Origin of the sequence: Micromonospora narathiwatensis, from assembly GCF_900089605.1 — a bacterium.
GTDB classification, from domain to species: Bacteria; Actinomycetota; Actinomycetes; order Mycobacteriales; family Micromonosporaceae; genus Micromonospora; species Micromonospora narathiwatensis.
The window spans coordinates 5,285,082-5,309,966 of record NZ_LT594324.1 but is presented as its reverse complement, the minus strand read 5'-3'; the positions used below and the strand labels follow the sequence as shown (position 1 = coordinate 5,309,966).

The 24,885-nt window shown below is 72.3% G+C and carries 18 protein-coding genes; 9 read left to right on the top strand and 9 right to left on the bottom strand.

What is annotated here, in order from left to right:
- Positions 1 to 120 precede the first annotated feature (120 nt).
- Positions 121 to 2,883, top strand: coding sequence for a replicative DNA helicase (gene dnaB / locus GA0070621_RS23265; RefSeq protein ID WP_091199685.1), 2,763 nt, complete (start codon positions 121 to 123; stop codon positions 2,881 to 2,883).
- Positions 2,884 to 2,980: 97 nt separating this feature from the next.
- Here the strand turns inward: dnaB and GA0070621_RS23260 are convergent, their stop codons facing one another.
- From GA0070621_RS23260 to GA0070621_RS23245, 4 genes are all read right to left on the bottom strand, one after another.
- Positions 2,981 to 3,358 carry a TFIIB-type zinc ribbon-containing protein gene (locus GA0070621_RS23260; protein ID WP_091199683.1) on the bottom strand — a complete coding sequence of 126 codons (378 nt, stop codon included), beginning with the start codon at positions 3,356 to 3,358 and terminating at the stop codon, positions 2,981 to 2,983.
- A 23-nt stretch (positions 3,359 to 3,381) separates the two neighbouring features.
- Positions 3,382 to 4,014, bottom strand: a complete 633-nt coding sequence (locus tag GA0070621_RS23255) for a phosphoribosyltransferase (RefSeq protein ID WP_091199681.1) — start codon at positions 4,012 to 4,014, stop codon at positions 3,382 to 3,384.
- A 10-nt stretch (positions 4,015 to 4,024) separates the two neighbouring features.
- Positions 4,025 to 5,356: a glycosyltransferase 87 family protein gene (locus GA0070621_RS23250; RefSeq protein ID WP_091199679.1), complete on the bottom strand. Its 1,332-nt coding sequence runs from the start codon at positions 5,354 to 5,356 to the stop codon at positions 4,025 to 4,027.
- Positions 5,357 to 5,505: 149 nt separating this feature from the next.
- The gene (locus GA0070621_RS23245; RefSeq protein ID WP_091199677.1) at positions 5,506 to 8,085 is read right to left on the bottom strand and encodes a putative bifunctional diguanylate cyclase/phosphodiesterase; all 2,580 of its coding nucleotides are present in this window, start codon (positions 8,083 to 8,085) and stop codon (positions 5,506 to 5,508) included.
- 551 nt (positions 8,086 to 8,636) lie between these two features.
- On the opposite strand from GA0070621_RS23245, the gene GA0070621_RS23240 reads away from it, so the two are divergent.
- The 5 genes from GA0070621_RS23240 to GA0070621_RS23220 all read left to right on the top strand — a co-directional run bounded on the left by GA0070621_RS23240 (position 8,637) and on the right by GA0070621_RS23220 (position 14,831).
- Positions 8,637 to 11,666, top strand: a complete 3,030-nt coding sequence (locus tag GA0070621_RS23240) for an AfsR/SARP family transcriptional regulator (protein WP_091199675.1) — start codon at positions 8,637 to 8,639, stop codon at positions 11,664 to 11,666.
- Between the two features lie 244 nt (positions 11,667 to 11,910).
- The gene (gene moaC, locus GA0070621_RS23235) at positions 11,911 to 12,402 is read left to right on the top strand and encodes a cyclic pyranopterin monophosphate synthase MoaC (protein WP_091199673.1); all 492 of its coding nucleotides are present in this window, start codon (positions 11,911 to 11,913) and stop codon (positions 12,400 to 12,402) included.
- Positions 12,399 to 12,869: a MogA/MoaB family molybdenum cofactor biosynthesis protein gene (locus GA0070621_RS23230; RefSeq protein WP_091202758.1), complete on the top strand. Its 471-nt coding sequence runs from the start codon at positions 12,399 to 12,401 to the stop codon at positions 12,867 to 12,869. Before moaC ends, GA0070621_RS23230 begins: the two co-directional genes overlap by 4 nt.
- A gap of 37 nt (positions 12,870 to 12,906) precedes the next feature.
- Complete coding sequence (locus tag GA0070621_RS23225) at positions 12,907 to 14,166, top strand: molybdopterin molybdotransferase MoeA (RefSeq protein WP_091199671.1); 1,260 nt, start codon at positions 12,907 to 12,909, stop codon at positions 14,164 to 14,166.
- 233 nt (positions 14,167 to 14,399) lie between these two features.
- Complete coding sequence (locus GA0070621_RS23220) at positions 14,400 to 14,831, top strand: molybdenum cofactor biosynthesis protein MoaE (protein ID WP_167667199.1); 432 nt, start codon at positions 14,400 to 14,402, stop codon at positions 14,829 to 14,831.
- 19 nt (positions 14,832 to 14,850) lie between these two features.
- On the opposite strand, the gene GA0070621_RS23215 is transcribed toward GA0070621_RS23220, so the two are convergent.
- Both GA0070621_RS23215 and GA0070621_RS23210 read right to left on the bottom strand, forming a co-directional pair.
- Positions 14,851 to 16,287: a glycosyltransferase 87 family protein gene (locus tag GA0070621_RS23215; protein ID WP_091199668.1), complete on the bottom strand. Its 1,437-nt coding sequence runs from the start codon at positions 16,285 to 16,287 to the stop codon at positions 14,851 to 14,853.
- Positions 16,288 to 16,489: 202 nt separating this feature from the next.
- Positions 16,490 to 17,035 carry a DoxX family protein gene (locus GA0070621_RS23210; protein ID WP_091199666.1) on the bottom strand — a complete coding sequence of 182 codons (546 nt, stop codon included), beginning with the start codon at positions 17,033 to 17,035 and terminating at the stop codon, positions 16,490 to 16,492.
- A gap of 146 nt (positions 17,036 to 17,181) precedes the next feature.
- On the opposite strand from GA0070621_RS23210, the gene GA0070621_RS23205 reads away from it, so the two are divergent.
- A complete protein-coding gene (locus GA0070621_RS23205; protein ID WP_091199664.1) occupies positions 17,182 to 17,727 on the top strand; it encodes a GNAT family N-acetyltransferase in 546 nt (181 codons plus the stop codon).
- Between the two features lie 58 nt (positions 17,728 to 17,785).
- On the opposite strand, the gene GA0070621_RS23200 is transcribed toward GA0070621_RS23205, so the two are convergent.
- Both GA0070621_RS23200 and GA0070621_RS23195 read right to left on the bottom strand, forming a co-directional pair.
- Complete coding sequence (locus tag GA0070621_RS23200; protein WP_091199662.1) at positions 17,786 to 19,021, bottom strand: ATP-binding protein; 1,236 nt, start codon at positions 19,019 to 19,021, stop codon at positions 17,786 to 17,788.
- 168 nt (positions 19,022 to 19,189) lie between these two features.
- Entirely contained in the window at positions 19,190 to 19,690 is a 501-nt protein-coding gene (locus GA0070621_RS23195) for an LppU/SCO3897 family protein (RefSeq protein ID WP_197674102.1), read from the bottom strand.
- 335 nt (positions 19,691 to 20,025) lie between these two features.
- On the opposite strand from GA0070621_RS23195, the gene GA0070621_RS23190 reads away from it, so the two are divergent.
- Both GA0070621_RS23190 and GA0070621_RS23185 read left to right on the top strand, forming a co-directional pair.
- Positions 20,026 to 21,033 (top strand): EamA family transporter, encoded by a 1,008-nt coding sequence (locus GA0070621_RS23190; RefSeq protein WP_091199658.1) that lies wholly within the window; start codon positions 20,026 to 20,028, stop codon positions 21,031 to 21,033.
- 11 nt (positions 21,034 to 21,044) lie between these two features.
- The gene (locus GA0070621_RS23185; protein WP_091202755.1) at positions 21,045 to 21,686 is read left to right on the top strand and encodes a prepilin peptidase; all 642 of its coding nucleotides are present in this window, start codon (positions 21,045 to 21,047) and stop codon (positions 21,684 to 21,686) included.
- Here the strand turns inward: GA0070621_RS23185 and GA0070621_RS23180 are convergent, their stop codons facing one another.
- Positions 21,687 to 24,875 carry a UvrD-helicase domain-containing protein gene (locus tag GA0070621_RS23180; protein WP_091199656.1) on the bottom strand — a complete coding sequence of 1,063 codons (3,189 nt, stop codon included), beginning with the start codon at positions 24,873 to 24,875 and terminating at the stop codon, positions 21,687 to 21,689.
- Positions 24,876 to 24,885: the final 10 nt, after the last annotated feature.

Here is a 24,885-nt window from a genome sequence, read left to right as displayed (position 1 = left end):
CGGGTTCCGTATCGTGGATCCCCGACCGTCCGGGCGGTGGCCCCCGATCGACCGGAGGGGTCGTCGGCGCTGTCAGACCCGGCGGAGCTGGTTTTCGATCCGACGCACCGAGGGGGGACCGTGTCGGTCACCGATGACACGCGTACGGAGCGGACCGGTGGACAGTCGCCGGCGCCGGCGCAGCGGGACGGGCAGTTCGAGAAGACGCCGCCCCAGGACGTGGCCGCCGAGCAGTGCGTCCTCGGCGGCATGCTGCTCTCCAAGGACGCCATCGCCGACGTCGTGGAGATCCTCAAGTCCAACGACTTCTACCGCCCGGTGCACGCCACCGTCTTCGACGCGATCCTCGACATCTACGGACGCGGCGAACCGGCCGACCCGATCACCGTCGCCGCCGCCCTCGCCGACTCCGGTGACCTGGCCCGGATCGGCGGAGCGCCCTACCTGCACACGCTGATCGCCAGCGTGCCCACCGCCGCCAACGCCGCCTACTACGCCCGCATCGTGGGCGAGCGGGCGGTGCTACGCCGGCTGGTCGAGGCCGGCACCAGGATCGTCCAACTCGGGTACGGCACCGGCCAGGGCGGCAGCCGGGACGTCGACGACATCGTCGACCTCGCCCAGCAGGCCGTCTACGAGGTGACCGAGAAGCGGGTCAGTGAGGACTTCGCGGTCCTGGCCGACATGCTCCAGCCGACCCTCGACGAGATCGAGGCGGTGGGCGCCCAGGGCGGGGTGATGACCGGTGTGCCGACCGGCTTCAGCGACCTCGACCGGCTGCTGAACGGCCTGCACCCGGGCCAATTGATCATCGTGGCGGGCCGGCCCGGTCTGGGTAAGGCTCTTGCGCTCGACACCCCGCTGCCCACTCCCGATGGCTGGACCACGATGAGCGAGGTGACGGTTGGAGACAGGCTGCTCGCGGCGGACGGTACCCCGACCACCATCACGGCCGTCTTCGACGTCATGTACGACCGCCCCTGCTACGAGGTCGAGTTCTCCGACGGCTCGGTCATCGTGGCGGACGCCGAGCACCTGTGGAAGACGACCACCCGGGCCAGCCGCCGGCAGCCGGAGGCACGTCCGCGCCACTACTGGTCCGAGGAATCACTGGCCAAGGTACGGGCGGCCGCGGCGACGGCCGGAGCTGAGCCACACCGTCTGGTCACCCTCGCGCAGACCCTTGAGCAGGTCGGACCCGAGTTCCGCAACGTGCTGCACACCGTCGCGCGCCAGGTCGGTCCCAACGACCGGGTGAGCCGCCAGGTGAGCCGGGCCGGCAAGGTGCGGAGCTGGACCGCTCCCGGCTACCCGGCCGGCCAGCTGCTGGCCGGCCTTCGCGAGCGGACCGAGCGACATGTCAACGCCGGCGCCCGGGCACGCCACGACGGCGTGGTGACCACCGCGCAGATCGCCGCCACGCTGCGTACGGACACGGCCGACCGCCGGTTGAACCACGCGGTAGAGAACTGCGCGCCCCTTCAACTGCCCGAGCGGGATCTGGTGGTCCCGCCGTACACCCTCGGGGTGTGGCTCGGCGACGGGCACGCCGGGGCGAGTCGCTTCACCACGGCGGACGCCGAGATGATCGAGCTGGTCGCGCGGGACGGCTTCGTCGTACGCCCCAGCGGGCCGATGGTCTACACCATCGTGTTGCCCACTCCCGCCAGGAACCCCGATCGGACCTGCGCCGAGTGCCATGACCGCAACGGTGCTTTCCTGGCCCTGCTCCGGCGGGCCGGCGTGGCGCACGAGAAGCACATCCCGCTGGACTACCTCCGCGCCTCGGAGGCGCAACGCCGGGCGCTGCTCGCCGGTCTGATGGACGCCGACGGCACGGTGGCTCCGGCGGGGAACCTCCAGTACACGTCCACCTCCAAGCGCCTCATCGAGGGCGTCCAGGAGTTGGTGGTCAGCCTCGGTTACCGGTGCACGATCAACGAGAAGCAGGTACGGGGACGGACGGAGGATTCGTCGACCGCGTACACCGTGAACTTCTCCACGCCCGACCCGGTCTTCCGGCTTGCGCGGAAGCGGACGGTACACGCGGCGCGGCGGCGGACGTCCTCGGACGTACGGACCACCGCCCGCTTTGTCGTGGACGTCCGGCCGGTGGCCAGTGTCCCGGTACGCTGCGTCACGGTGGACAATCCTGACCACCTCTACCTGGCCGGCCGGTCCATGATCCCGACCCACAACAGCACGGCGAGTATGGACTTTGCCCGAAACGCGGCGATTCGCGCCAACCAGGCGTCGGCGATCTTCTCGCTGGAAATGAGCAAGGTCGAGATCGTCATGCGACTCCTCTCGGCCGAGGCCCGCGTACCGCTGCACGTGCTGCGCAGCGGCCAGCTCTCCGACGACGACTGGACCAAGCTGGCCCGCTGCATGGGCGAGATCAGTGAGGCGCCGCTCTTCGTCGACGACACGCCGAGCATGAACCTGATGGAGATCCGGGCCAAGGCGCGGCGGCTCAAGCAGAAGCACGACCTCAAGCTGATCGTGGTCGACTATCTCCAGCTGATGACCTCGCCGAAGCGCACCGAGAGCCGGCAGCAGGAGGTCGCCGACCTGTCCCGTGGCCTGAAGCTGCTGGCCAAGGAGGTCGAGTGCCCGGTGATCGCGGTGAGCCAGCTGAACCGTGGCCCGGAGCAGCGCACCGACAAGCGACCACAGTTGTCCGACTTGCGCGAATCGGGCTCGATTGAGCAAGATGCCGACGTTGTTCTCCTGCTGCACCGCGACGACTACTACGACAAGGAGTCGCCGCGGGCCGGAGAGGCGGACTTCATCGTGGCCAAACACCGGAATGGCCCCACCGACACGGTGACCGTCGCCGCCCAGCTGCACCTGTCCCGGTTCGTGGACATGGCCATCGTCTGACCCGCCCGCCGCGAACCGTCGTCGGCGGCAGGAGGATCAACCGAGCAGGAAAACCGAGGCCGGGGTGGGCCGGGACGCGAGTCCGGCCCGACGCCGGTCAGTCGAACAGTTCGCCAAGGAAGCCGTGGCGCTTCTTGCGCTTGTAGTGGCCGTGGTAGCCGTAGTGCCCGCCCTGGCCGTAGGCCGGCTGCGCGTAGCCGTGGCCGGGCGGCGGCGGAGGGGGCGGCGGGACGGCGCCGTACCCGGGCTGGTGCGGGGCGGCGGGCGGCGGGGGCGGCGGGGCGTAGCCGCCGGTGGCCGGCGCGGCCTGCGGCCCGGCGTGCTGCCGGTTCCAGTTCGCCTCGGCCTCGAACAGCTTCTCCAACTCGCCGCGGTCGAGGAAGATGCCGCGGCACTCGCCGCACTGGTCGATGATCACTCCGCTGCGCTCGTACTGGCGCATTTCTCCGTGGCACTTGGGGCAGGTGAGCTGCATGGTATCGACGGTACCGGGTGGTTTCACGCGGTGGTGGTGAGCGCCGCCGTCACCTCGTCGTCGGAGACCTCGTGAAAATCGTCGTAGTACGCGCCGACGGCGGCGAAGTCGGGAGGGGTGTCGGGGCAGACCACCTGGTCGGACTCGGCGACCAGCATCTCGTACGCCTCCCGTGAGCCGACCGGCACGGCCACGACCACCCGGGCGGCGCCCAGATGCCGGGCGACCTGCACGGCGGCGCGGGCGGTGGCCCCGGTGGCCAGCCCGTCGTCGACGATGACCGCGGTCTTCCCGGTCAGGTCGAGCGGTGGGCGGCCGGCCCGGTACCGGCTCTCCCGACGGTCCAGTTCGGCCTGCTCGCGCTGCCGCACCTCGGCCCGGTCGGCCTCGCTGAGCCGGCCGGCGACCATCTCGTTGAGCACCTGCACCCCGCCGGGGCCGAGCGCGCCGTACGCCACCTCGGGTGCCCACGGCACGCCGAGCTTGCGGACCACCAGCACGTCCATCGGCACGCCGAGCCGCTCGGCGATCACCTGGGCGACGAGCACCCCGCCACGTACCAGCCCGAGGACGACGACCTCCGGCCGCCCGGCGAGGTCGGTGAGCCGGTCGGCGAGCATGCGGCCCGCCTCGGCCCGGTCGCGATAGGTGGTCATGTCCTCAGGTCTACGCCCTCGCGGCGGGTCGCGTGGCGGAAGTCGCCCGAATGCCGGGCCGGTGGAGCGCTGGCCGTCCCGCCAGCGCGGGCGCCCAGATCAGCAGGGCGATCGGGTAGAGCAGGTAACCGAAGCGGGTCGACGGCATCAGCAGGATCGCCGCGAGCAACCCGTACCCGCAGATCAGTGCGGTGGTGACGGCGGTGCGCGGTGGACGGCGGAGGAGCCGGGCGGCGATCGCCACCCCCGTGGCGACCAGCAGCGCGGCGGCGACGATTCGACCGGCGGGCAGCGCGGTGGCGATGAGATGGCCGGGGAACGGGGACTGGGCGGGGCTGGTCACCAGGCCGTGCCCGAGTGGGAAGCGCAGCACGTTCTCGACCAGGGCGTCCCGGTCGACCAGGAGCGCGGGGAGCAGCGCGAGAACCGGCAGCCCGAGGGCGCCGAGGGCGGCGCGGAGACCGGCCCGGCGGGTGGCGGCCCAGCAGACCAGCACGACCGCCACCGGCCAGGCGAAGAGTTTCAGCGCGCCGGCCGCGCCGACCGCCAGGCCGGCCCGACCGGGCCGGTCGGCCGCGGCAAGGGCCAGCGCGAGCAGGCAGAGCGCGAGTACGGGCAGGTCGTCGCCGCCGGTCGCCAGGGTGAGCGCGCAGACCGGCAGCACGGTGGCCGCCTGTACGCCCCGGAGCACGGCGGGGCCGCGGCCGGGCGCGACCTGGCCGGGTACGGTCCGCAGCGTGGCCACCGCGGCGGCCAGCACCACGGCGGTGACCAGGGCGAACCAGATCCGGGCGTCGGTCCACCAGGCGTCGGCGACGGCCCGGGGCAGCCCGAACAGCGCCATCCCCGGCTGGTACGGGGTGTAGCCGAGCAACTGTTCCCCCGGCGGCAGCGCGGCGATCGCGTCGTGGCCCAGGTAGGGGGTGCCATGTTCGGCGAGCCGGGTGCCGGCGTGCTCGACCACCACCACCTCCTCCTGAGCCCGGTCGGTACGCCCGGCCGCCCGCTGCACGCTCTGCGTCACCAGCGGCAGCAGGGTGGTGGTGGCCCAGGCGAACCCGGTCACCGCCCAGCGGGCGCCCAGCCCGGCGAGCGGCGTGCCGGCGTGGCGGTGCCGGGCGAGGAACTGCCCGGCCACGGCGAGCGCCGCCAGCAGGTATCCGGCGGTGGCGAGGGCCCCCCAGGCCCGGTGCGGGGTCAGCGTGGAGGTGGCGGCGGTGATCCCGGCGAAGGTCGCCGCGGCGGCGTAGAGGCCCAGGTCGAGGGCGAGGCCGCCGGCCGCGGAGTCGATGGCCGTCCAGCGCCGGGTGGCGGGGGCGGGCGGTTCGGGGTCGGCGGTCACGCCGGCCAGTCTGGCAGACGGCCGCCGCGACAGCCGTCCGCCCACATCGCGCCGCTCGTCCGCTTACGGATCTTGGACAGTCACCGTTCGTGGCCGGCGGCAACTCGCCAAGATTCGGGCAACGATCATCCGGTCGCTCGGGAGTGGGATCAGTGGCGGCTGGAGTCGTCGGCGGTCTGGGCGGCCGTGGAGCCGGCGGTCTGGGTGGCGGTGGAGCCGGCGGCGGTCGTCCGAGCGCGCCCGCCCGAGCGACGACCGGGCAGGCGGATCACGGCACCCGCGTCGTGCAACGGCGGCGCGAGGATGCCAGGTCGTCCGCCCGCCCCGCGCTGGAGGGCGGCGAGCAGCGCCCCGGCCGGCAACGGCCGGGCGAAGAGATGGCCCTGCCCGGCGGCGCAGCCCAACTCCCAGAGCGCCCGGCGCTGCGGCTCGCTCTCCACGCCCTCGGCGACCACTGTGAGGTCGAGGCTGCGGCCCAGGTCCAGGGTGGAGCGGATCACGGCGGCCGCCTCGGCCGTGCTCTCCATCGCGGTGACGAAGCTGCGGTCGATCTTCAGCTCGTGTACGGGGATCCGCGAGAGCAGGGACAGCGAGGAGTAGCCGGTGCCGAAGTCGTCGAGGGCAAGCCGTACCCCGGAATCGCGCAACCGGCTGAGCACCCGGTCCACCACGTCGAGCTGGCTGAGCGTCAGGGTCTCGGTCAGCTCCAGCACGAGGCGGTCCGGGGGCAGGTCGTGCGCCCGCAGCCGGGCCAGCACCGCCCCGGGGAAGCGGGCGTCGAGGAGGCTGCGCGGCGACACGTTCACCGAAACCGGCAGGTCGAACCCGGCGTCCCGCCAGGTGCCGGCCGCGATCAGCGCCTGGTCGAGGATCGCCTCGGCGAACGCGGGCAGCAGCCCGGAGCGTTCCACCGCCTCCAGGAAGCGCAGCGGGTCGATCACGCCGTGGATCGGGTGGTGCCAGCGGGCCAGCGCCTCCGCGCCGATCACCGCACCGCTGGCCAGGTCGACGATCGGCTGGAAGTTGACGGTGAACTCGTGGTCGGCGACGGCGCGGGGCAGCTCGCCACCGAGGGTGAGCCGGCCCAGGTCGGCGGTGTCGCGGGTCGGCGCGTACGTGGAGGTCCGCCGGCCGGAGCGCTTGGCCTGGTACATCGCCACGTCGGCACGGCGCAGCAGCTCGGGCATCCCGCCGCTGGACGGTGCGACGGCGATGCCACCGCTGGCCTCCACGCTGATCCGCATGCCGTCCAGTTCGAGCGGCTCGTGCAGGGCGGCCAGCAGGGTGTCGGCCCGGTGCGCGGCCACCGCCGGTGCGGGCAGCCCGCGCAGCAGGACGGCGAACTCGTCGCCGCCGAGCCGGGCCACCAGGTCGCCCGGGCGGGCCGCGGCACGCAGCCGGTCGGCCACCTGCATCAGTACGCGGTCGCCGGCGCCGTGCCCGAGGGTGTCGTTGACCTCCTTGAAGTGGTTGAGGTCGATCAGCACCAGGGCCGTGACGCCCTCGGCGTGGCGGGTGGTCAACTGCTCGGTGCCCTCGTCCAGCAGGTGACGCCGGTTGGAGAGCCCGGTCAGCGCGTCGTGGGTGGCGGCGTACGCGTGCTCCTCGGCGATCCGGGCCAACTCGGCGTACGCCTGCGCGTTGCGGACCGCGGTGCAGAGCGCGGAGGCGAAGGTACGCAGGGTGTACTGCTCCCGCTCGGAGAGCTCGACCGGCCCGGCGAAGCGGAGCCGGAGCACACCGAGGTCGACCAGGCGGTCGTGCCCCTCAAGCGCCAGCGGGATGACCGTGCCGTCCACCGCGCTGGGCTCGGGAGTCGCACCGTCGTACGCGATCCCGCCGGTGCCGCCGCGGACTGTGCGGTCGCCCTCGCGCAGCTCGATCTCGACCTCGTCGGCGGAGAAGAGTTCGGCGGCCTGGGTGACGGCGGTGGTCAGCACCTGGTCGAGGTCGACCACGTTGAGCGCGTCGGTGGTCCGGGCAAGCCGTTGCCAGGCCTGCTGCTCGGTGCGGCTGCGGATGCGGGTTGAGTACGCCAGGTGCAGGCTGAGCACCAGCGGTGGTACGGCGAGCAGCAGTCGAGGGTCGGCCCGGAGGATGAGCAGGGTGCAGGCCGCTACCACGAACCGGACCCCGAAGCCGGCGACCCGCAGATCCAGGTCGCTCCGAAACTGCCGCGAGATCGGCGTTCCCGAGGCCAGTGCGATCACCGGGATCGCGAGTATGTCATCGAGGAGCGCCGCGACCAGGTAGACGATGCCCAGCACGCCGATGAGGCCGCCGACTGAGGGCGACGCCGAAGGCCAGTCCAGGAACCGGGCGATCACCACGGTGCCGCCGGCGATCAGCACGTTTTTGCCGATGCCGAAGGCGGTCTTGATCGCCGGTAGACGCAGGATCGCGGAAGCCGCCGCAACGCCCACGCCCGTGCTCAGGATGACCCACGAACTTGGCGCAATCGCCACCCCGATGACGACTGCGGTCTCGACCCATGCGATGGAGTGTGTCGTCGAGCGTATCCGGACGGAGGTCTTGACGATCCCACCGACCGTGATCATGAAGATCAGCGTGATGAGCGTTGCGATATCTCGGACGGCGGTAGGTGGTTGCCGTACCAGGAAGCTGACTGCGGCGGCCGTGACGGCCGACGCGAGAACGACGATGAGACCGACGAGCGCCACGAGGTGCCGATCGGTCCCAACAACACGTCGTCCGTCGGTCCGGCTCATTCAGCTCCAGTGGCTGAACGGCTGACGCCTGTACCAGCATCAACCAACCAGTTGATGTCGGAAGCCTACCGTGAGGGATTTCCTGCGTGAAGTCTCGGGATTCAGTGCCACTCGCTGCCGCGCATCGCCCGACTCCTTCCGGCTGTCTTTCGAAACGTTCGATAGGTTCTTTAAAACCTCGAAAGCAGCTTAGAAGTGGGATGCTCCCGTTCCAAAGATATAAATGTCGGTATGCGCAATATTAGCCAACACTGTGGTCTTATATGACGTTCTGTCCATCATCGTTGTGCAGAGCGGAGTTGGCTGGATCCCAACCGTGCCCAACTGGTCGCCGACCGCAATCGACCTCCGGTGGAAGGCGTTGTCCAGCCTGCCAGACCGGTCAGTCTCCGCATACTTCCCGCCCCCTCGAACGACCCTCCGCGTTCGGAGGGAAAAGTCGGAGCTGTCGGCGATGCCCGCTCCGTGCCGCGGGCACCCGGGCCTTCGACAATTGTCGGTAAACTGCCTGGGGCGATCGGTCGAGGCGGACTGAACCGGAGTCGTACCCCGTGGAAATTCAAGTCCTGGGTGGCCTCACCGTACGGGTCCACGGGCGCTGCCTGCGTCTCGGGACGCCAAAGCAGCAACTTGTCCTGGCCATGCTCGCTCTGCATGCCGGCCGGTTGGTCACGGTCGACCAGCTGGTGGACGAGCTGTGGCCCGAGGAGCCGCCACGGTCTGCCGTCCCCAATGTCCGTACCTACGCTGCGAACCTGCGACGGAGCCTTGAATCCGTCATGGTTGAACAGGCGATTGTCGTCCGGGAGCAGGGCGGCTACCGCCTGGCGTTGGACGAGAGCCGAGTCGACCTCATGCGCCTGTCGGCGCAGTGGGGCCAGGCCCGAGAGCTGGCCGATGCGGGTGACCTGCCACGGGCAGGTGATCTGCTCAGGCGTGTGGTTGACGCATGGCAGGGATCTCTGCTTGCCGGACTGCCGCTCGGCCCGGCCCTGCTCGCTCGACGAGAGACCGTGGATCGGGAACGGCAGTCGACGGCTGAGTTTCTGGCCGACCTGTACCTGAGATCCGGTCGTGCCGACCTCGCCATCCCCCTCCTTCGGGCGCACGCGTCGGAGCAGCCCGTACGGGAGCCCGCCCAGATCCTGCTCATGCGTGCCCTCATCCGGACCGACGATCTCAGCGGAGCCCTCGACGTCTACCAGAGCACCCGAAATGCGCTTGCCGAGCAGCTCGGCGTGTTGCCCGGTGCGGAACTGGAGCGGCTCCGCCAGCACACGATCGAGGCCCGGCGGGCAAGCCGGAGACAGGCCCTGTCGGACGGTCCGGTAGCTGATCAGGTAGGCGGACAGAACGACTCGGGCCGGACGGTCGACTGGCTGCCTCGGGTCGTACCCGATTTCGTCGGTCGTCAGGAGATCGTGCGGCGGATGCTCGACGAGATCGCCGCCGCAGACGAGGAGACGCCCGTGATCCGGCTGATCGACGGTATGGCGGGCTGCGGCAAGACGACCCTGGCCGTGCACCTGGCTGCCCGTCTCGCCGGCTGTTATCCCGGCGGTCAGTTGTTCGTCGACCTGCAAGGCCACTCGGAGGGGGCGCCGGTTCAGCCCGCTGCGGCCCTGGTCACCCTGCTCCGTCAACTGGGGGTGCCTGCCAGCCGGATACCCGGCGAACTGTCGGACCGGATCGAGATGTGGCGGCGGGAACTGGCGCTGCGTAGAACTGTCTTGGTCCTTGACAACGCTGCGGACAGTACGCAGGTCGAGCCACTGCTGCCGGCATCCGGCGGGGTGCTGGTCTTCGTGACGAGCCGGCGGCGCCTCCTGGCGCTCACCGCACGGCCCCCGGTATCGCTTCCTGTCCTCTCCGAGCAGGAGGCGTTGGCCCTGCTCATGACACTCGTCGGTGAGCAACGGGTGCGAGCTGACATGGCCGGCGCGGTGGAAGTCGTGCGTCTCTGCGGCCGTCTACCCCTCGCCATCCGGTTGGCAGGCACCCGGCTCGCGCACCGGCCGGCGTGGAGCATGTCCGACATGGTCCGTCGGCTCGTCGCCAAGCCTGCCTTTCTCCCGCGATTGCAGGCCGAGGCCCGAACGGTCGTCGACGCCTTCGCCGAGTCCTACGAGCCGCTCAGCGATCCGGCCAAACGGCTCTTCAGGTCGTTCGGACTAGCTGCAGGCAGCCATCTCGACACCGCGATGATTGCGGCGCTCACCGAGTTGCCGTTCGACGACGCGGCGGATCTGGTCGACGAACTCGTCGACCGGAATTTGGTGGAGGAACTGGCGAACGGTCGATACCGCGTCCACGACCTGATGCGGCAGTACGCCTTCGAGTTGGGTATGCAGTCCGATTCCGAGGCGACTCGGAAGGCGGCCGTCGGGAGCCTGCTGGATCACCTCGTGCATTCGGTCGTCAAAGTCTCGGCGCCGATGGAGGAACAACGCCTGGTTGGCCAGCATCTCCGCTTGGCGGATCCGCTGCGCCCTGACCTTCTGGAAGTTCGTAGGACGGGCGACTTCGAGTGGCTGGAGAATCAACGACTCAACCTGCACGCCCTGGTCCGCCAGGCCGTGCGGGACGGCCACGAAGCGCTGGCGTGGCGGCTGGCTCGGGCGGCTTGGCGCTTCTTCTACTCGCGCGGCTACTTCGACGACATCGCCGTGACACATGGAGCGGGGTTGACTGCGGCGACTCGGTCGGAGGATCGGCACGCGGTCGCGCTCATGCACAACTACCTCGCCTCGGCGTACGTACGCACCGGTTCCTATCAGGAAGCGTTGGCCCACCTGACCGAGGTGGTGTCGATACGCTCCGAACTCGGTGACGCAGAAGGAACAGACCGGGCACGGGTGAACATGGGAGTCGTGTACTGGCTTACCGGTCGTCTGAAGGAAGCGATGGAAATCAACGCCTCGGCGTTGCGGGCCGGGATTCTGGAAAGCCTTCCGGTGTTACCCAACCTCGGTCTCACGCTGCGCTTTCTCGGCAGATACGAGGAGGCCATGGCCGTTCATCGGCTGCAACTCTTCAACGCCGGGGTGGCTCGGAATCAGTTCCACGTGTCGAACGCGCTCGGTCATCTCGGCGGCGTGCGCTACCGCCTTGGCGACAGCATCCAGGCCGAACGCCTGCTCCGTGCTTCCCTGGCCCTCAGGGACCGCACCGGTAACGGGTATGCCCGAGCCGAGGCGCTCAGCGACCTAGCGGGAACGTACCGGCAGTTGGGTCGCTATGACGAAGCGATGCGGAGCCACCACGCGGCAATCGAAGCAGCCGCCAACTCCGGTGAACGGCATGTGCAGGCCGAGGCTCGCAACGAACTAGCCATGACTCTCCGGACGGTGGGACGCCACGAGGAGGCGGCGGCGACGTATCGGGAAGCTCTGAACATCGCTACCCGTATTGCATACCCCTACGCCCAGGGCCGAGCGCTCAACGGACTGGCCGAGCACCGGATCGCCGTCGAGCCGGCCGAGGCGCGGCGGTACTGGCAGCGTGCCCTGGCGATCTTCGAGCGGATGGGTGTCCCCGAGCGGCACGAGGTACGCCAGCGGCTTGCCGACACCGACAACTGACCGGGCTCCGCCTTATCGATTTCTTATCGCACGGGCCGCTACCGTCCCTCGCGTGTCGGCCGAACGGGGGCAGTCCAGCCGCAGGGCGGACCTGGCCGTCGAGGCGCCCGCCGTCGGTTTCCCCCAGCGACGGACGGCGGGTGACCGAGGGAGGAGCGCCGTACCGCGAGATCGGCACCTGCGGTGGCGCTCCTCCCCACGGCGGTCGCCGTGCGCGTCGTACCCGATGGGTAGGCTCGCGGCCGTGACCGATCCCGCGCAGCTCACCCACGTCGACGCGGCCGGCGCGGCCCGGATGGTCGACGTGTCCGCCAAGCCGGTCTCCGGCCGGCTCGCGGTCGCCGCCGGCCGGCTCCGCACCACGCCCGAGGTGGTGGACCTGCTGCGCCGCGACGGCCTGCCCAAGGGCGACGCGCTGGCGGTCGGCCGGCTCGCCGGCATCATGGGTGCCAAGCGGACCCCCGACCTGATCCCGCTCTGCCATCCGATCGCCCTGCACGGCGTCACCGTCGATCTTCGGCTCACCACCGACACGGTCGAGATCACCGCGACGGCGAAGACCGCCGACCGGACCGGCGTGGAGATGGAGGCGCTCACCGCCGTGGCCGTCGCCGGGCTCGCCCTGGTCGACATGGTCAAGGCCGTCGACCCGGCGGCGTCGGTGGACGCGGTACGGGTGCTCCGCAAGGAGGGCGGCAAGACCGGCGAGTGGGTCCGGCCGGAGGACCGGCCGTGATCCGGGCCCGGGTGATCGTCGCCTCCAACCGGGCCGCCGCCGGGGTCTACGCGGACACCAGCGGTCCGCTGCTCGTCGCCGGTCTGCGCGAGCTGGGCTGTGAGGTCGACGAACCGGTGGTGGTGCCGGACGGTGACCCGGTCGGCGTGGCGCTGCGGTCCGCCCGCGACGAGGGCGTCGACGTGGTGCTGACCAGCGGCGGGACGGGCATCACCCCGACCGACCGGACGCCCGAGGTGACCCGCGCCCTGCTCGACTACGAGATCCCCGGCATCGCCGAGGCGATCCGGGCGCACAGCCGCGACGCTGTTCCCACCGCCGCCCTGTCCCGGGGGCTGGCGGGGGTGGCCGGGCGGATGCTGGTGGTCAACCTGCCCGGCTCCCGGGGCGGGGCGAAGGACGGGCTGGCCGTGCTCGGGCCGATCCTCCGCCACGCCGTCGACCAGCTCCGCGGCGGCGACCACTGACCACACCTGCCGGTCGCGCCGGCGCTAGGCTCGCCGGATGAGCACGGAAACCGCAGCCACGGCGACGCAGGTCGCCGCGCCGTCGCCGGCCGAGTGGGCGGAGGCCCGCGCCCAGGTGTACGCGGCCGGCCTCGCCGCCGCGCTCCCGGCGGTCGACCGCCCACTCACCGACGCCGACGGCCACACCCTCGCCGAGCCGCTGACCACCCGTACCGACCTGCCCGCGTTTCCCACCTCCGGCGTGGACGGCTGGGCGGTGCGCGGGGACGGCCCGTGGCAGGTGGTCGGCCGGGTGCTGGCCGGGCACACCCCGTCTCCGCTGGCCACCGACGGCACCACCGTCGAGATCGCCACCGGCGCGATGGTCCCGGCGGGCACCACGGCGATCCTGCGGATCGAGGAGTCGACCCGGACCGGGGACGGCCGGGTCGCCGGCACCCCGCGTCCGGTGACCGAGTGGCGGGAGCCGGGCGAGGAGGCGTACGCCGGGGAGGAACTGCTGCCCGCCGGCACGCCGGTCGACCCGGCGCTGATCGGGCTGGCCGCCTCCTGCGGGCACGACTCGCTGCGGGTCCGCCGGCAGCCGCGCGCCGCGCTGCTGGTCTTCGGCGACGAGCTGCTGACCTCCGGCCCGCCGGGTGCCGGACGGGTCCGCGACGCGCTCGGCCCGGCGGTGCCCGCGTGGCTACGCCGGTACGGCTGCCAGGTGCGCCCGGCCGACGTGGTCGGCCCGGTGGCCGACACCCTTCCCGAGCACGTGGCCGCCCTGCGGGGCGCGTTGGTCGACGCCGACCTGGTCTGCACCACCGGCGGCACCATGCACGGTCCGGTCGACCACCTGCACCCGACGCTGGCGGCGCTCGGCGCGGAGTACGTGGTCAACACCGTGGCGGTCCGTCCGGGCTTCCCGATGCTGCTGGCCCGGCTGGTGGACGGCGACGGTCGAGTCCGGTTCGTGGCCGGCCTGCCCGGCAACCCGCAGTCGGCCGTCGTGGCGCTGGTCTCGCTGGTCGCGCCGCTGCTCGCCGGCCTCCAGGGCCGGCCGATGCCGGTGCTGGCGCAGGCCACCCTCGCCGAGCCGATTCCGGGTCGCGGCGACTACACCCACCTCGCCCTGGTCCGGATCGACCGGGCGGCCGGCACCGCGCACCCGCTGCGCCACGTCGGCTCGGCGATGTTGCGCGGGCTGGCCGAGGCGGACGGCTTCGCGTTGATCCGGCCGGGCACCTCGGGCGAGGTCGGGGACCGGGTGCCGGTGGTACCGCTGCCGCTGCTCCCCGGGGAGCGGGCACGGTGAGCGCGAGGAGTGAGCCGGGGTTGCGAGCCCCGCAGTCGCGAACGGAGATGGCCCGGTGAGCGCGAGGAGTGAGCCGGGTTTGCGAGCCCCGCAGTCGCGAACGGAGATGGCCCGGTGAGCGCGAGGAGTGAGCCGGGTTTGCGAGCCCCGCAGTCGCGAACGGAGATGGCCCGGTGAGCGCGAGGAGTGAGCCGGGTTTGCGAGCCCCGCAGTCGCGAACGGAGGAAGCCACAGTGAGCCCGGCCCAGGTGGTCGCCGTCGGCGCGGTGACCGACCGGCCGCTGGACCTGGCCGCGCACGAGGCGGCGGTCGCCGACCGTCGGGCCGGCGCGGTGGTCTCGTTCCAGGGCGTGGTCCGCGACCACGACCACGGCCGTGTGGTCACTCTCCTGGAGTACGAGGGCCACCCCACCGCCGAGGTCGTGCTGCGCGAGGTGGCGGCGGAGATCGCCGCCGACCCGGAGGTGTACGCGGTGGCCGTGTCGCACCGGATCGGCCCGCTGGAGATCGGTGACGTGGCCCTGGTCGCGGCGGTCAGCACCGCCCACCGGGCGGCGGGCTTCGCGGCCTGCGCCCGGCTGGTGGACGAGGTGAAGGCACGGCTGCCGATCTGGAAGCGGCAGGTCTTCGCCGACGGCACCGAGGAGTGGGTGAACTGCCCCTGACCTCCCGACCCGGGGAGGTTCAGCGGCGGGCCGTGAGCGGTGCGGCGCGTACCAGCCGGTCGTGGTAGAAGGCCGGCTCGGCGCCCGGGCGCCAGGGCAGCGCCGCGACCAGCGCGATCAGGGCGATCGCCAGGGAGTTCTCCATCAGCGCGCCGAACAGCCCGTCCTGGTAGTGGGACACCTCGGGGAGTTGGTGCTCGTACGGCCAGATCGGCGAGACCAGGAAGAGCAGGTAGAGCGCGAGGGCGCCGGCCCCGTGCCGTAGACCGGTGAGCGTCGGGTACCAGATCGGCGGGCGCAGCGCCGGTACCCCGCCGGTGGGTGGTGCCGAGGTGATCCGGGGCGGCACGCCACGGCTCGCCTCGCGGCGGCGTATCGCGGCGTCGGCCAGCACGATGATCGCCGGGATGACCCAGACCAGATGGTGCGACCAGGAGATCGGGCTGATCACGTTGGCGGTCAGCCCGACCAGGGTGAACGCGGTCAGCTCGTCGCCGTCGGCCCGGGCGCTTGCCGCCCGGGACAGCCCGAGCGCCAGCACCAGCACCGAGAAGGCCAGCCAGAGCAGGCCGGGCGTCTCGATGGAGTCGTAGAGCCGGGCGAGCAGGCCGGCGAGCGACTGGTTGGCGGTCATGTCGGCGGCACCGACCCGCTCCGTCTGCCAGAGCACGCCGGTGAAGTAGGCCCGTGACTCCGTGTCGACCAGTGCGAACGCCCCGAGGGTCACGCCGATGGCCGTGCCGACGGCGACCATCGCCGCCCGCCACTGCCGGGTGATCATCAGGTACGCGATGAACAGCGCCGGGGTGAGCTTGACCGCGGTGGCCAGACCGATGCCGACCCCGGCCCACGCGCCGCTGTAGACGAACCGGGCCAGCGCCGAGTCGGCGGTGTCGTGATGGGTGCCCCGCTTCGCCCGCCACCGCAGGCCGACCAGGTCCGCCACGATCAGTGCGAAGAGCAGCAGGTTGACCTGGCCGTAGCCGAGGGTTTCCCGGGACGGCTCGATGGCGACGGCCATCGGCGTGGCGATGCCGACGGTGAACCAGAGCGGCCAGCCCAGCCGGTCGACGATCGGGCGCAGCAGCGCGGCCAGCGCGACGGCGAGCGCGGCGATGCTGGCCACCGCGTTCAGCCAGCCGGCGGCGTCGACCGGCAGCCAGGACATCGGCAGCATGACCAGTGCGGCGAAGGGCGGATAGGTGAAGCCCAGGTTCGTCTCGGGTGCGATGAAGTCGTACAGCTCGTTGCCGTTCGCCCACCACACCACGGCACCGTGGTAGATCTTCATGTCGAAGAAGTTGTACGGCCGGCCGAAGGCGGTGATGGCGAGCCACGCGGCGTAGGCGACGGCGGCCACCACGCTGGCGCGTACGACTGCTCGCCGGTCGGTGCCGCGACCCCGGTAGCGGAATGGAGCGAGGCGGTCGGTCCGCCTACCGACGGTCGCCGGCATGGCGTGGCCACCCCCGTACCAAGATCGTCTTGCCCGTCCAGGTCCCGCACGGAGCCTAGAACGGTGCCTCACTTCGTTGCCTCCCGCGTTATGCGACCGTGTCCGATCCCACACATCTTTGACAATTCCACCGCGTTAACGGGTGTCGGGGGGTTCAGGTGATTAGTGGCCTTGCGGGGGTGGCGGCCGAATGGACGGTAGGTCAGCCAGAAAGCCGGCGGCCGGTGGCGGCCGAGCGTACGGCGATCTTCGTCTCCCTGCGGGCGGTCCGGACCGCGCGCCGCACCGAGCGTCGCGAGTGGTCGATCCGATGACCCGCGCGCCAGCGCAGTCCGGGTTTCCCACCGGTGTCCGCGGCGGCGAGGAGCAGGCCGCCCATCAGCCCGACATTCTTCAGGAAGTGGATCTGGTTGGTGTTCCGCTGCACCGGGTCGTCCATGTTCCAGAAGGAATGGCCGGCGAAGGTGGTGGGCACCAGGCTGCCGGCGAGGAGGAGCGCGGCGGGCCGGGCGAACCGGCCGCTCGCCAGCATCAACCCGCCGACGACCTGGGCGGTCGCGTTGGCTCGGATCAGCGTCACGGTGTCGGTCGGGATCCGGGGATGCAGGTTCTGGATCAGTGGGGCGACCCGGTCGGTGACCGGCTTCGCGGCGGGCACCAGCCGGTCGGGGTTCTTGAAGTTACGGGCGCCGCTGGCCACGAAAATGCCGCTCAACATGACGCGGGCGAGGGAACGCACGGGCTTCATGGCTCAGTCATACCCCGTCGCGGCGGTCGCCACCCGCGCAACACCCGAACGGGATCGGCCGACGTGGACGTCCAGGCGAGCCGGCCGGCGTATCGATTTCAGCGACCGTCGCGGATGGACCGGGTACGCGCGGTAAGGTCGCGCGGGTGACGACGCTGCGACTGCGACCCGAGGATCCGGCGGACGAGCAACCGGTCGCCCGGGTGCTGGCCGGTGCCTTCGCCCGCCCCGACGTGGCCGCGCCGCCCGAGGTGGCTCTGGTCGACGAGCTCCGGCACAGCGACGCCTGGGTACCGGAGCTGGCCATGGTCGCCGAGTACGGCGGCGAGGTGGTCGGCTACGCGCTGCTGACCCGGGTCCGGGTCCGCTCCGACGGCGGCTCGTTCCCGGCGCTGGCGCTCGGCCCGGTGGCGGTCGCGCCGCACCGGCAGCGGATCGGGCACGGCACGGCGGTGGTGCAGGCCGCCCTGGACGCCGCCACCGAGCTGGGCGAGCGGCTGGTGGTGGTGCTCGGCGACCCGATGTTCTACCGCCGCTTCGGGTTCACCCGGGCGGACCGGATGGGGTTGACCAGCCCGTGGTCCGGGCTGGGGGAGCCGTGGCGGGCGCTGGTGCTGCCGCCGTCCGTCGACGACGAGGCACTGCCGCCGCAGGGCGAGGTCGTCTTCCCGTCGCCCTGGTCGAAGGTCTGACGCCAGGCGGCGGTCGCCGCTGCTCCGCCGGCCGGCCTCCGCGCCCGGCCTGCGCCGCTCAGGCCGGCTGGGTACGCAGGTAGCGGCCGAAGTGCGGGACGGTGAAGGCGACCGTGCCCCGCTCGCCGGAGTAGATCAGCCCCTTTTTGATCAGCGCGTCCCGGGCCGGCGAGAGGCTGGCCGGCTTGCGCCCCAGCGCACGGGCGATCTCGGCGGTGGGCACGGCCGCGTCCATGTCGTCCCGCCCGTTCTCCTCTCCCTCGACCAGCGAGAGGGACGCCATGGCCCGCATGTACTCGCGTTCGGCCGGGGTGGCCCGTTCGAAGCGGGAGCCGAAGAAACCGACGGCCAGTTCGGCCTCCGCCTCGGGCGCGGCGACCCGGACGTCGGCGGCGGTGATCGGCGAGCGCGGCGCATGGTCCCAGGTGGCTTTGCCGTACGCCTGGACGAAGTAGGGGTAGCCGCCGGACTTCTCGTAGAGCAGGTCGAGGGCCTTCTGCTCGTACTCGACCTCCTCCCGCTCGGCCGGCGCGCAGAGCGCCTGGTCGGCGGCGATCCGGTCCAGCCGGTCGATGCGCTGGTAGCGGAAGAGCCGCTCGGAGTACGACTTCGCCGCGCTCAGCACGGCCGGCAGGTGCGGCAGCCCGGCGCCGACGACGATCAGCGGCGCGCCGAGCTGGGACAGCTCGTGGCAGGCGGCGCAGAGCGCGGAGACGTCCTCCGCGCCGAGGTCCTGCATCTCGTCGATGAAGACGGCGACGCCGGTGCCCACGTCGGTGGCCACCGCTGCGGCGTCGGTGAGCAGCTCGACCAGGTCGATCTCGATGTCCCCGGAGTCGGCCCGGCCGCTGGCCGCCGGCACGTCGATGCCGGGCTGCCAGCGGTCGCGCAGCTTCGGCGCCGCCCCGCCACGGCCGGTGGGCGCGCTGCGCTGGGCGAACGCCTTGAGTACGCCGAGGAAGCCGTCGATCCGGTCCGGGGCGCGGTGCCGGGGGGCCAGCTCGCGGACCGCCATGTGCAGCGCGGCGGCGATCGGCCGGCGCAGCGACTGGTCCGGCCGGGCCTCGATCTTGCCGGTGCCCCAGAGGTGGTTGATCGCCTGCGAGCGGAGGGTGTTGAGCAGGACGGTCTTGCCGACCCCGCGCAGGCCGGTGAGCATCAGGCTGCGTTCGGGGCGGCCCCGGGCGATCCGCTCCAGCACCACGTCGAAGACGTCCAGCTCGCGGCCCCGCCCGGCGAGTTCGGGCGGACGCTGGCCGGCGCCGGGCGCGTACGGGTTGCGGACCGGATCCACGAATCGCACAGTATCGGGCGGTCTAGCTGCGAGGCTAGACATCCGTAGATGCGGGTATCGGCGTGTCGGGATCGTCGAGACAAAACTAGGGCTGTCTAGCATCCACGCTAGACAGCCCTAGTTTTGCTTATCGGCTCGGTGGCGGTGCTGGTCCGGTGGCGGCGCTGGTCAGCGCCGCTTGAGGCAGAGCACGAAGTCGAGCGTGTCGAGTTCGCTGTCGAAGAAGTACCAGTCGGTGTAGTCCTCGACCTTGGCGCACTTCGCCTGGGCGTCCTTCTTGCCGCTGGTCGGGCCGTCGATCCGCCGCAGCACCTGGTACGTCTTCGCGCCGCACTCGCTGATCACCAGCTTCGGCTGGTCGGCCGCCCCCTCGTTGCGTACGCACTGGCCGGCCTTCACGAACCGGGGATCGGTCGAGGACGCCGGGGCCGGGGCGGTGGTCGCCGGATCGGCCGGCTCGGTCGGGTCCGCAACCGGGTCGACGGTCGGTGCGGCGGGGGCGGCCGTCCCGTTCGCCGGGGCCGAGTCGTCCCGGCCCAGGAACCAGTACGCCCCGGCGCCGCCGAGCCCGAGCACCACCAGCACGGCCAGCAGCGCGACCAACGGACCCCTGCCGCGCTTCGGCGGCTCCGGTTCGGCGTACGGCTGCCCGTCGTAGCCGGGATCCACCGGGTACCCCTGGTAACCCGTTGGGTCGGTCGGCTGCCCGCCGCCCCAGGAGACGGGCGGCTCGTACCGTTGGGTCGGCTGCTCGTGCCAGCCGTCGGGCTCGTACCGCTGGGCGGGTGGCTCGCCCCAGCCGCCGGGCTGGTCGGCGTACCCGGAGTCGTAGCGCGGGTCTGCGGCGTACCCGTCCTGCGGTCGCCGTCCGCCCCACGGCTCGGGGGAGCCGCCACCCGGTGGTCCGAAGTTCGCCATGAACGTCCTCCTGGATACGCCGTTGCTGAGAGGCCGGCCACCAATGGGGGACGCCGACGCCGTGGTCACCGTAGCGTGGTGGACCGATGAGCTCACGCCCCCCGAGTGCGACGCCGGCCGTCGCCAACGCCCCCACCGCCGCCCGTCCTGCCCTGGTCTGGACCGCGTTGGCCCTCGTCTACGTGCTCTGGGGCTCGACCTACCTGGGTATCCGGGTCGCGGTCGAGTCGCTGCCGCCGCTCACCTCCGCGGCGGCGCGGTTCGCCGTGGCGGCGGGGGTGCTGGCCCTGGTGCTGCGGTTCCGCCGGGGACCGGGTGCGCTGCGGGTGGACCGTCGACAGCTCGGGTCCGCCGCCCTGGTCGGCCTGCTGCTGCTCGCCGGCGGCAACGGCCTGGTGGTGCTCGCCGAGTCCGGCCCGACCGGGGTGGCGGTGCCCTCCGGCATCGCGGCGCTGCTGGTGGCCACCGTCCCGCTCCTGGTCGTGCTGCTGCGTACGCTGGGCGGCGACCGCCCCCGGCTGTGGACCTTCGCCGGGGTGGCCCTCGGCTTCGTCGGCCTCGTGCTGCTCGTGCTCCCCACCAACGGGCCGGGCACCGTGCCGGTGGCCGGCGCGCTCACCGTGGTCGCCGGGGCCACCTGCTGGTCGGTCGGCTCCTTCCTCTCGGGGCGGATCCGGATGCCGGCCGACCCGTTCGTGGCCACCGTGTACGAGATGGCCGCCGGTGCGCTGGCGCTCCTCGTGGTCGCCACCGCCCGGGGCGAGCTGGCCGGCTTCTCCCCCGCCGAGGTGACCGCCCGTTCCTGGGCGGCGTTGGCGTACCTGATGGTGGCCGGCTCCCTGGTCGCCTTCACCGCCTACGTCTGGCTGCTGCACCACGCCCCGATCTCCCTGGTCGCCACCTACGCGTACGTGAACCCGGCGGTCGCGGTGGCGCTCGGCGCGTTGCTCGCGGCCGAGCCGGTCACCCACCAGGTGCTGCTCGGCGGGGCGGTGATCGTCGCCGGGGTGGCGGTGGTGGTGAGCACCGAGCGTCCCCGCAAGCCGGCGCCGGACCCGGTCGACGGGGCAACCCCGGAGCTGGCCCGCCGGTAACATTGCGGCCCGTGTCCGCCGGGTTGCTGACGGTTTCCGCACTCCTCGGCGCGCTGGCCGGCTGGGCCGCCGTCCCGCTCGCCCACCGGTTCACCGTGCCGGCGTCTGGTCGGGGTGTCGGAGGCCGACCCGTCGAGCGGCTCGGAGTGAGCCTGGCGGGTGCGGTGGTGTTCGGTGGGCTGGCCGCCGCGCGGGGCGCCGCGCCGGAACTGCCGGCGCTGCTGCTGGTGGGCGCGGTCGGGTTGGTGCTCGCCCTGGTGGATCTGGCCTGCCTCCGGCTGCCTGACCGGCTGGTGGCCCTCGCCGCGGCCGCGGGCGGGCTCGGCCTCGCCGGTGCCGCACCGGCCACCGGCGTGGGGCGTCTGCTCCCCGCTCTGGCCGGTGCCGCCGCCGCCTTCGCCGGGTACGTGCTGCTCGCGCTCCTGCCCGGTTCCCGGCTCGGCTTCGGCGACGTCAAGCTCGCCGCCGCGCTGGGCCTGCCGCTCGGCTGGCTGGGCTGGCCGGCCCTGGCGCTCGGCCTGCTCCTGCCGCATCTGCTCAACGGTGTCGTGGTGCTCGCCCTGCTGGCTGCCCGCAAGGTGCGCCGGGACACCGCGCTGCCGTTCGGCCCCGCGATCCTGGCCGGCGCCTGGCTGGCGGTCCTGTTCGCCTGATCAGATCAGGCGGAGTTGGCGGTCCTTCGGGCGGCGGGGCTCGGTTTCGCCGAAGCGTTCGAAGAGCCCTGGGTCGATCACGTCGAGGAACGGCGACGGGCGGCACTCGCGTTCCGCGCCGTGCCGGGTACGCCGGGCGGCGTGGCTGACGTACAGCCGGTCCTGAGCCCGGGTCAGGCCGACGAAGAACAGCCGCCGCTCCTCGGCGACCGCGTCGTCGTCCGGCTCCGACCCCGGCCAGCGCAGCGGCAGCAGGCCGTCCTCCGCGCCGATCAGGAAGACCACCGGGAACTCCAGCCCCTTGGCCGCGTGCAGGGTGAGCAGGGTGACCGCCTCGGCGCGCGGGTCCAGGGCGTCCACCTCCGCCCCGGTGGCGAGTTGGGAGAGGAAGAGCCCGAGATCGTCGCCGCAGCGCCGGGCCAGCGGCGTGAGCAGGTCCACCGCGGTACGCACGTCCTCCGGGCGGACCGAGCCGGAGCCGTCGAGCGTCGGCACGGCGAAGCGCTCCGCCAGCACCTGCCCGGCCAGCCGGACGCGGGCGGCCAGCGAACCGTCCAGCCCGGCGTGCCGCAGCTCGCGGGCGATGGCCAGCACCCCGGGTCGGTCCCGGAGCCGGTCGTGCGAGCGCTTCTGCACCGGGATGTTGGCCCGGGCCAGGGCGTCCAGCACCGGAGCGGCCTGCGCGTCGGTGCGGTAGAGCACCGCGATGTCGGAGAACGACAACGAGGTGGACCGGCCGTCGATCCGGCCCGAGTCGAGCGAACGGTGGGACAGACCGCCGACCAGTTCGTCGATGGTGCGTACCACGAAGTCGGCCTCGTCGGCGACGGAGGCCGCGGCGTACCGACCGACCAGCGGGGCCTCCGGATCGAGCCGGGCCGGGTCGAGCCGGCGGCCCCGGACCAGCGACGACGGCGCGATGGCCTGCACCGCGGCGGCCAGGATCGGCGCCGAGGAGCGGTAGTTGCGGTTCAACCGGACCAGCCGGGCGTCGGTGAAGTCCTGGGAGAAGCGCAGGAAGTAGCCGACATCGGCCCCCCGGAACGAGTAGATCGCCTGGTCGGGGTCGCCGATCGCGCAGAGGTTGCCGTCGGCGGGGCTGAGCAGCCGCAGCAGCTCGTACTGGACGGCGTCGACGTCCTGGTACTCGTCGACGAAGATCCACTTCCAGCGTTCCCGGTACTCGCGGACCAGCTTCCTGTCCCCGCTCAGCAGCGCCACCGGCAGGGTGAGCAGCTCGTCCAGGTCGACCAGGTCCCGCTTGCGCAGCAGCGCGGCGTACCGGTCGTCGTCGTCACCGGCCTCGGCGCGAGCGGCGGCCCGGTCGGCGTCGTCGGCGATCCGGAAGTCCGCCGGCAGCCCGGCCGCCTCGGCGTTCTCCCGCAGAATGGTCAGGCCCAACGAGTGGAACGTGCCGACCGTGACGTCCTCGGCGACCGGGCCGAGCAGCCCGTCCAGGCGGTGCCGCAGCTCCTCGGCCGCCCGCCGGGTGAAGGTGATCGCCAGGCACTGGTCCGGGAAGACGTTCAACTCCGCGCAGAGGTACGCGATCCGGTGGGTCAGCGTACGGGTCTTGCCGGTGCCCGGACCGGCCACGATGAGCAGCGGGCCGCCCGGTGCGGAGGCAGCCACCCGCTGCATCGCGTCCAGCCGGTCCAGCAGGCCGGTGCCGACCTCCTCCATGCCGGCGAGCATCGGCTCGAACGGCTCGTGCGGGGAGGGCACCGGCGCGATCGGTGGCGGAGGCGGCGGGGCCGGCTTCCGCTTCGGCTCCGCCTTGGCCGCCGCCGGGCGGGTGGCCTTCGGTTTCGGCGCCGGCTCCGCGGGCTTCCGCTGCGCGGGCACGGGTACGTCGAAGAGCGTCTCCTGCCCGGCGTGCCCGCCGCTGCCCAGCTCGGCCGGGTCGAAGAGGGTGATCACGCCGTACTCGCCGTCGTAGCCGGGGACCCGGCGCACGTCGCCCCGGCGCAGCCGGCCGACGCCCTCGGCGAGCAGCTCGCCGCCGACCCGGCCGACCTCGTCCAGCGGGGTGCTGGTCAGGATCTCCAGCTCCGGGCCGAGCGCCGCGATCAGCTCGGTCAGCTTCCCCTCGACCCTCTTCGAGCGGGCGCCCACCTTGTTGATCTCACCGAGGATCTCGGCCAGCGGCACCAGATGGGTCACCTCGCGGGCGTGCGCCGGCCGGTGCCCCTCGGGCCGGTCGGCCAGCTCCTCCACCCGGCTCAGTACGCCCACCGTCAGTGGCTTGCCGCACTCCGGGCACCGTCCACCGGCCGCCCGGGTCCGCTCCGGCGACCAGTTGACGCCGCAGAGCCGGTGCCCGTCGGCGTGGTACTTGCCCTCCTCGGGGAAGAACTCGATGGTGCCGGCCAGCCCGTCCCCCGTACGCAGCGCCTCCCGCATGGCGAAGTAGTCGCGGGCCGAGGCGAACACGGTGGCCTCGCGGCCCAGCGCCGGCAGGGAGTGCGCGTCGGAGTTCGACACCAACCGGTAGCGGTCCAGGCTGCCGACCCGCCAGTTCATCTCCGGGTCGGAGGAGAGGCCGGTCTCCACCGCGAAGACATGCTCGGCCAGGTCGGCGTAGCAGTCGGCGATGGCGTCGAAACCGGACTTCGAGCCCAGCGCGGAGAACCAGGGGGTCCAGATGTGCGCCGGCACCAGATAGCCGTCCGGGCTGGCCTCCAGGGTGATCTCCAGCAGATCCCGCGAGTCCAGACCGAGGATCGGCCGCCCGTCCGAGCCGAGGTTGCCGATCCGCCCGAGCGCGGCGTTGAACCGCGCCACCGCGTCCAGGTCCGGCAGGTAGACCAGGTGGTGCACCTTCCGGGTCCGGTCGTCCCGCTTGTAGATCGTGGAGATCTCCACGCTGAGCATGAACCGGGCCGGGTCCGCCTCCGCCTCGCTGGCCAGCCGGGGCGGGAGCTGGCGGGCGATGTCCCGCTCCGCCTCCGGGCTGAGCCGGAACAGGCCGGGCTCGGCCGGGTGCAGCGTCTCGCGCAGGTGGTCGTACCAGGCGGGATGGGTGAAGTCGCCGGTGCCGAGTACGCCGATGCCCTTGCGCCGGGCCCAGCGGGCCAGGTTGGGCAGAGTCAGATCGCGGCTGCACGCGCGCGAGTACTTCGAGTGGATGTGCAGATCCGCGACGAACGGCGAAAGGCCACCGGGGGGTGCGGCGCTGAACGGAGGCACGCCGCATCCT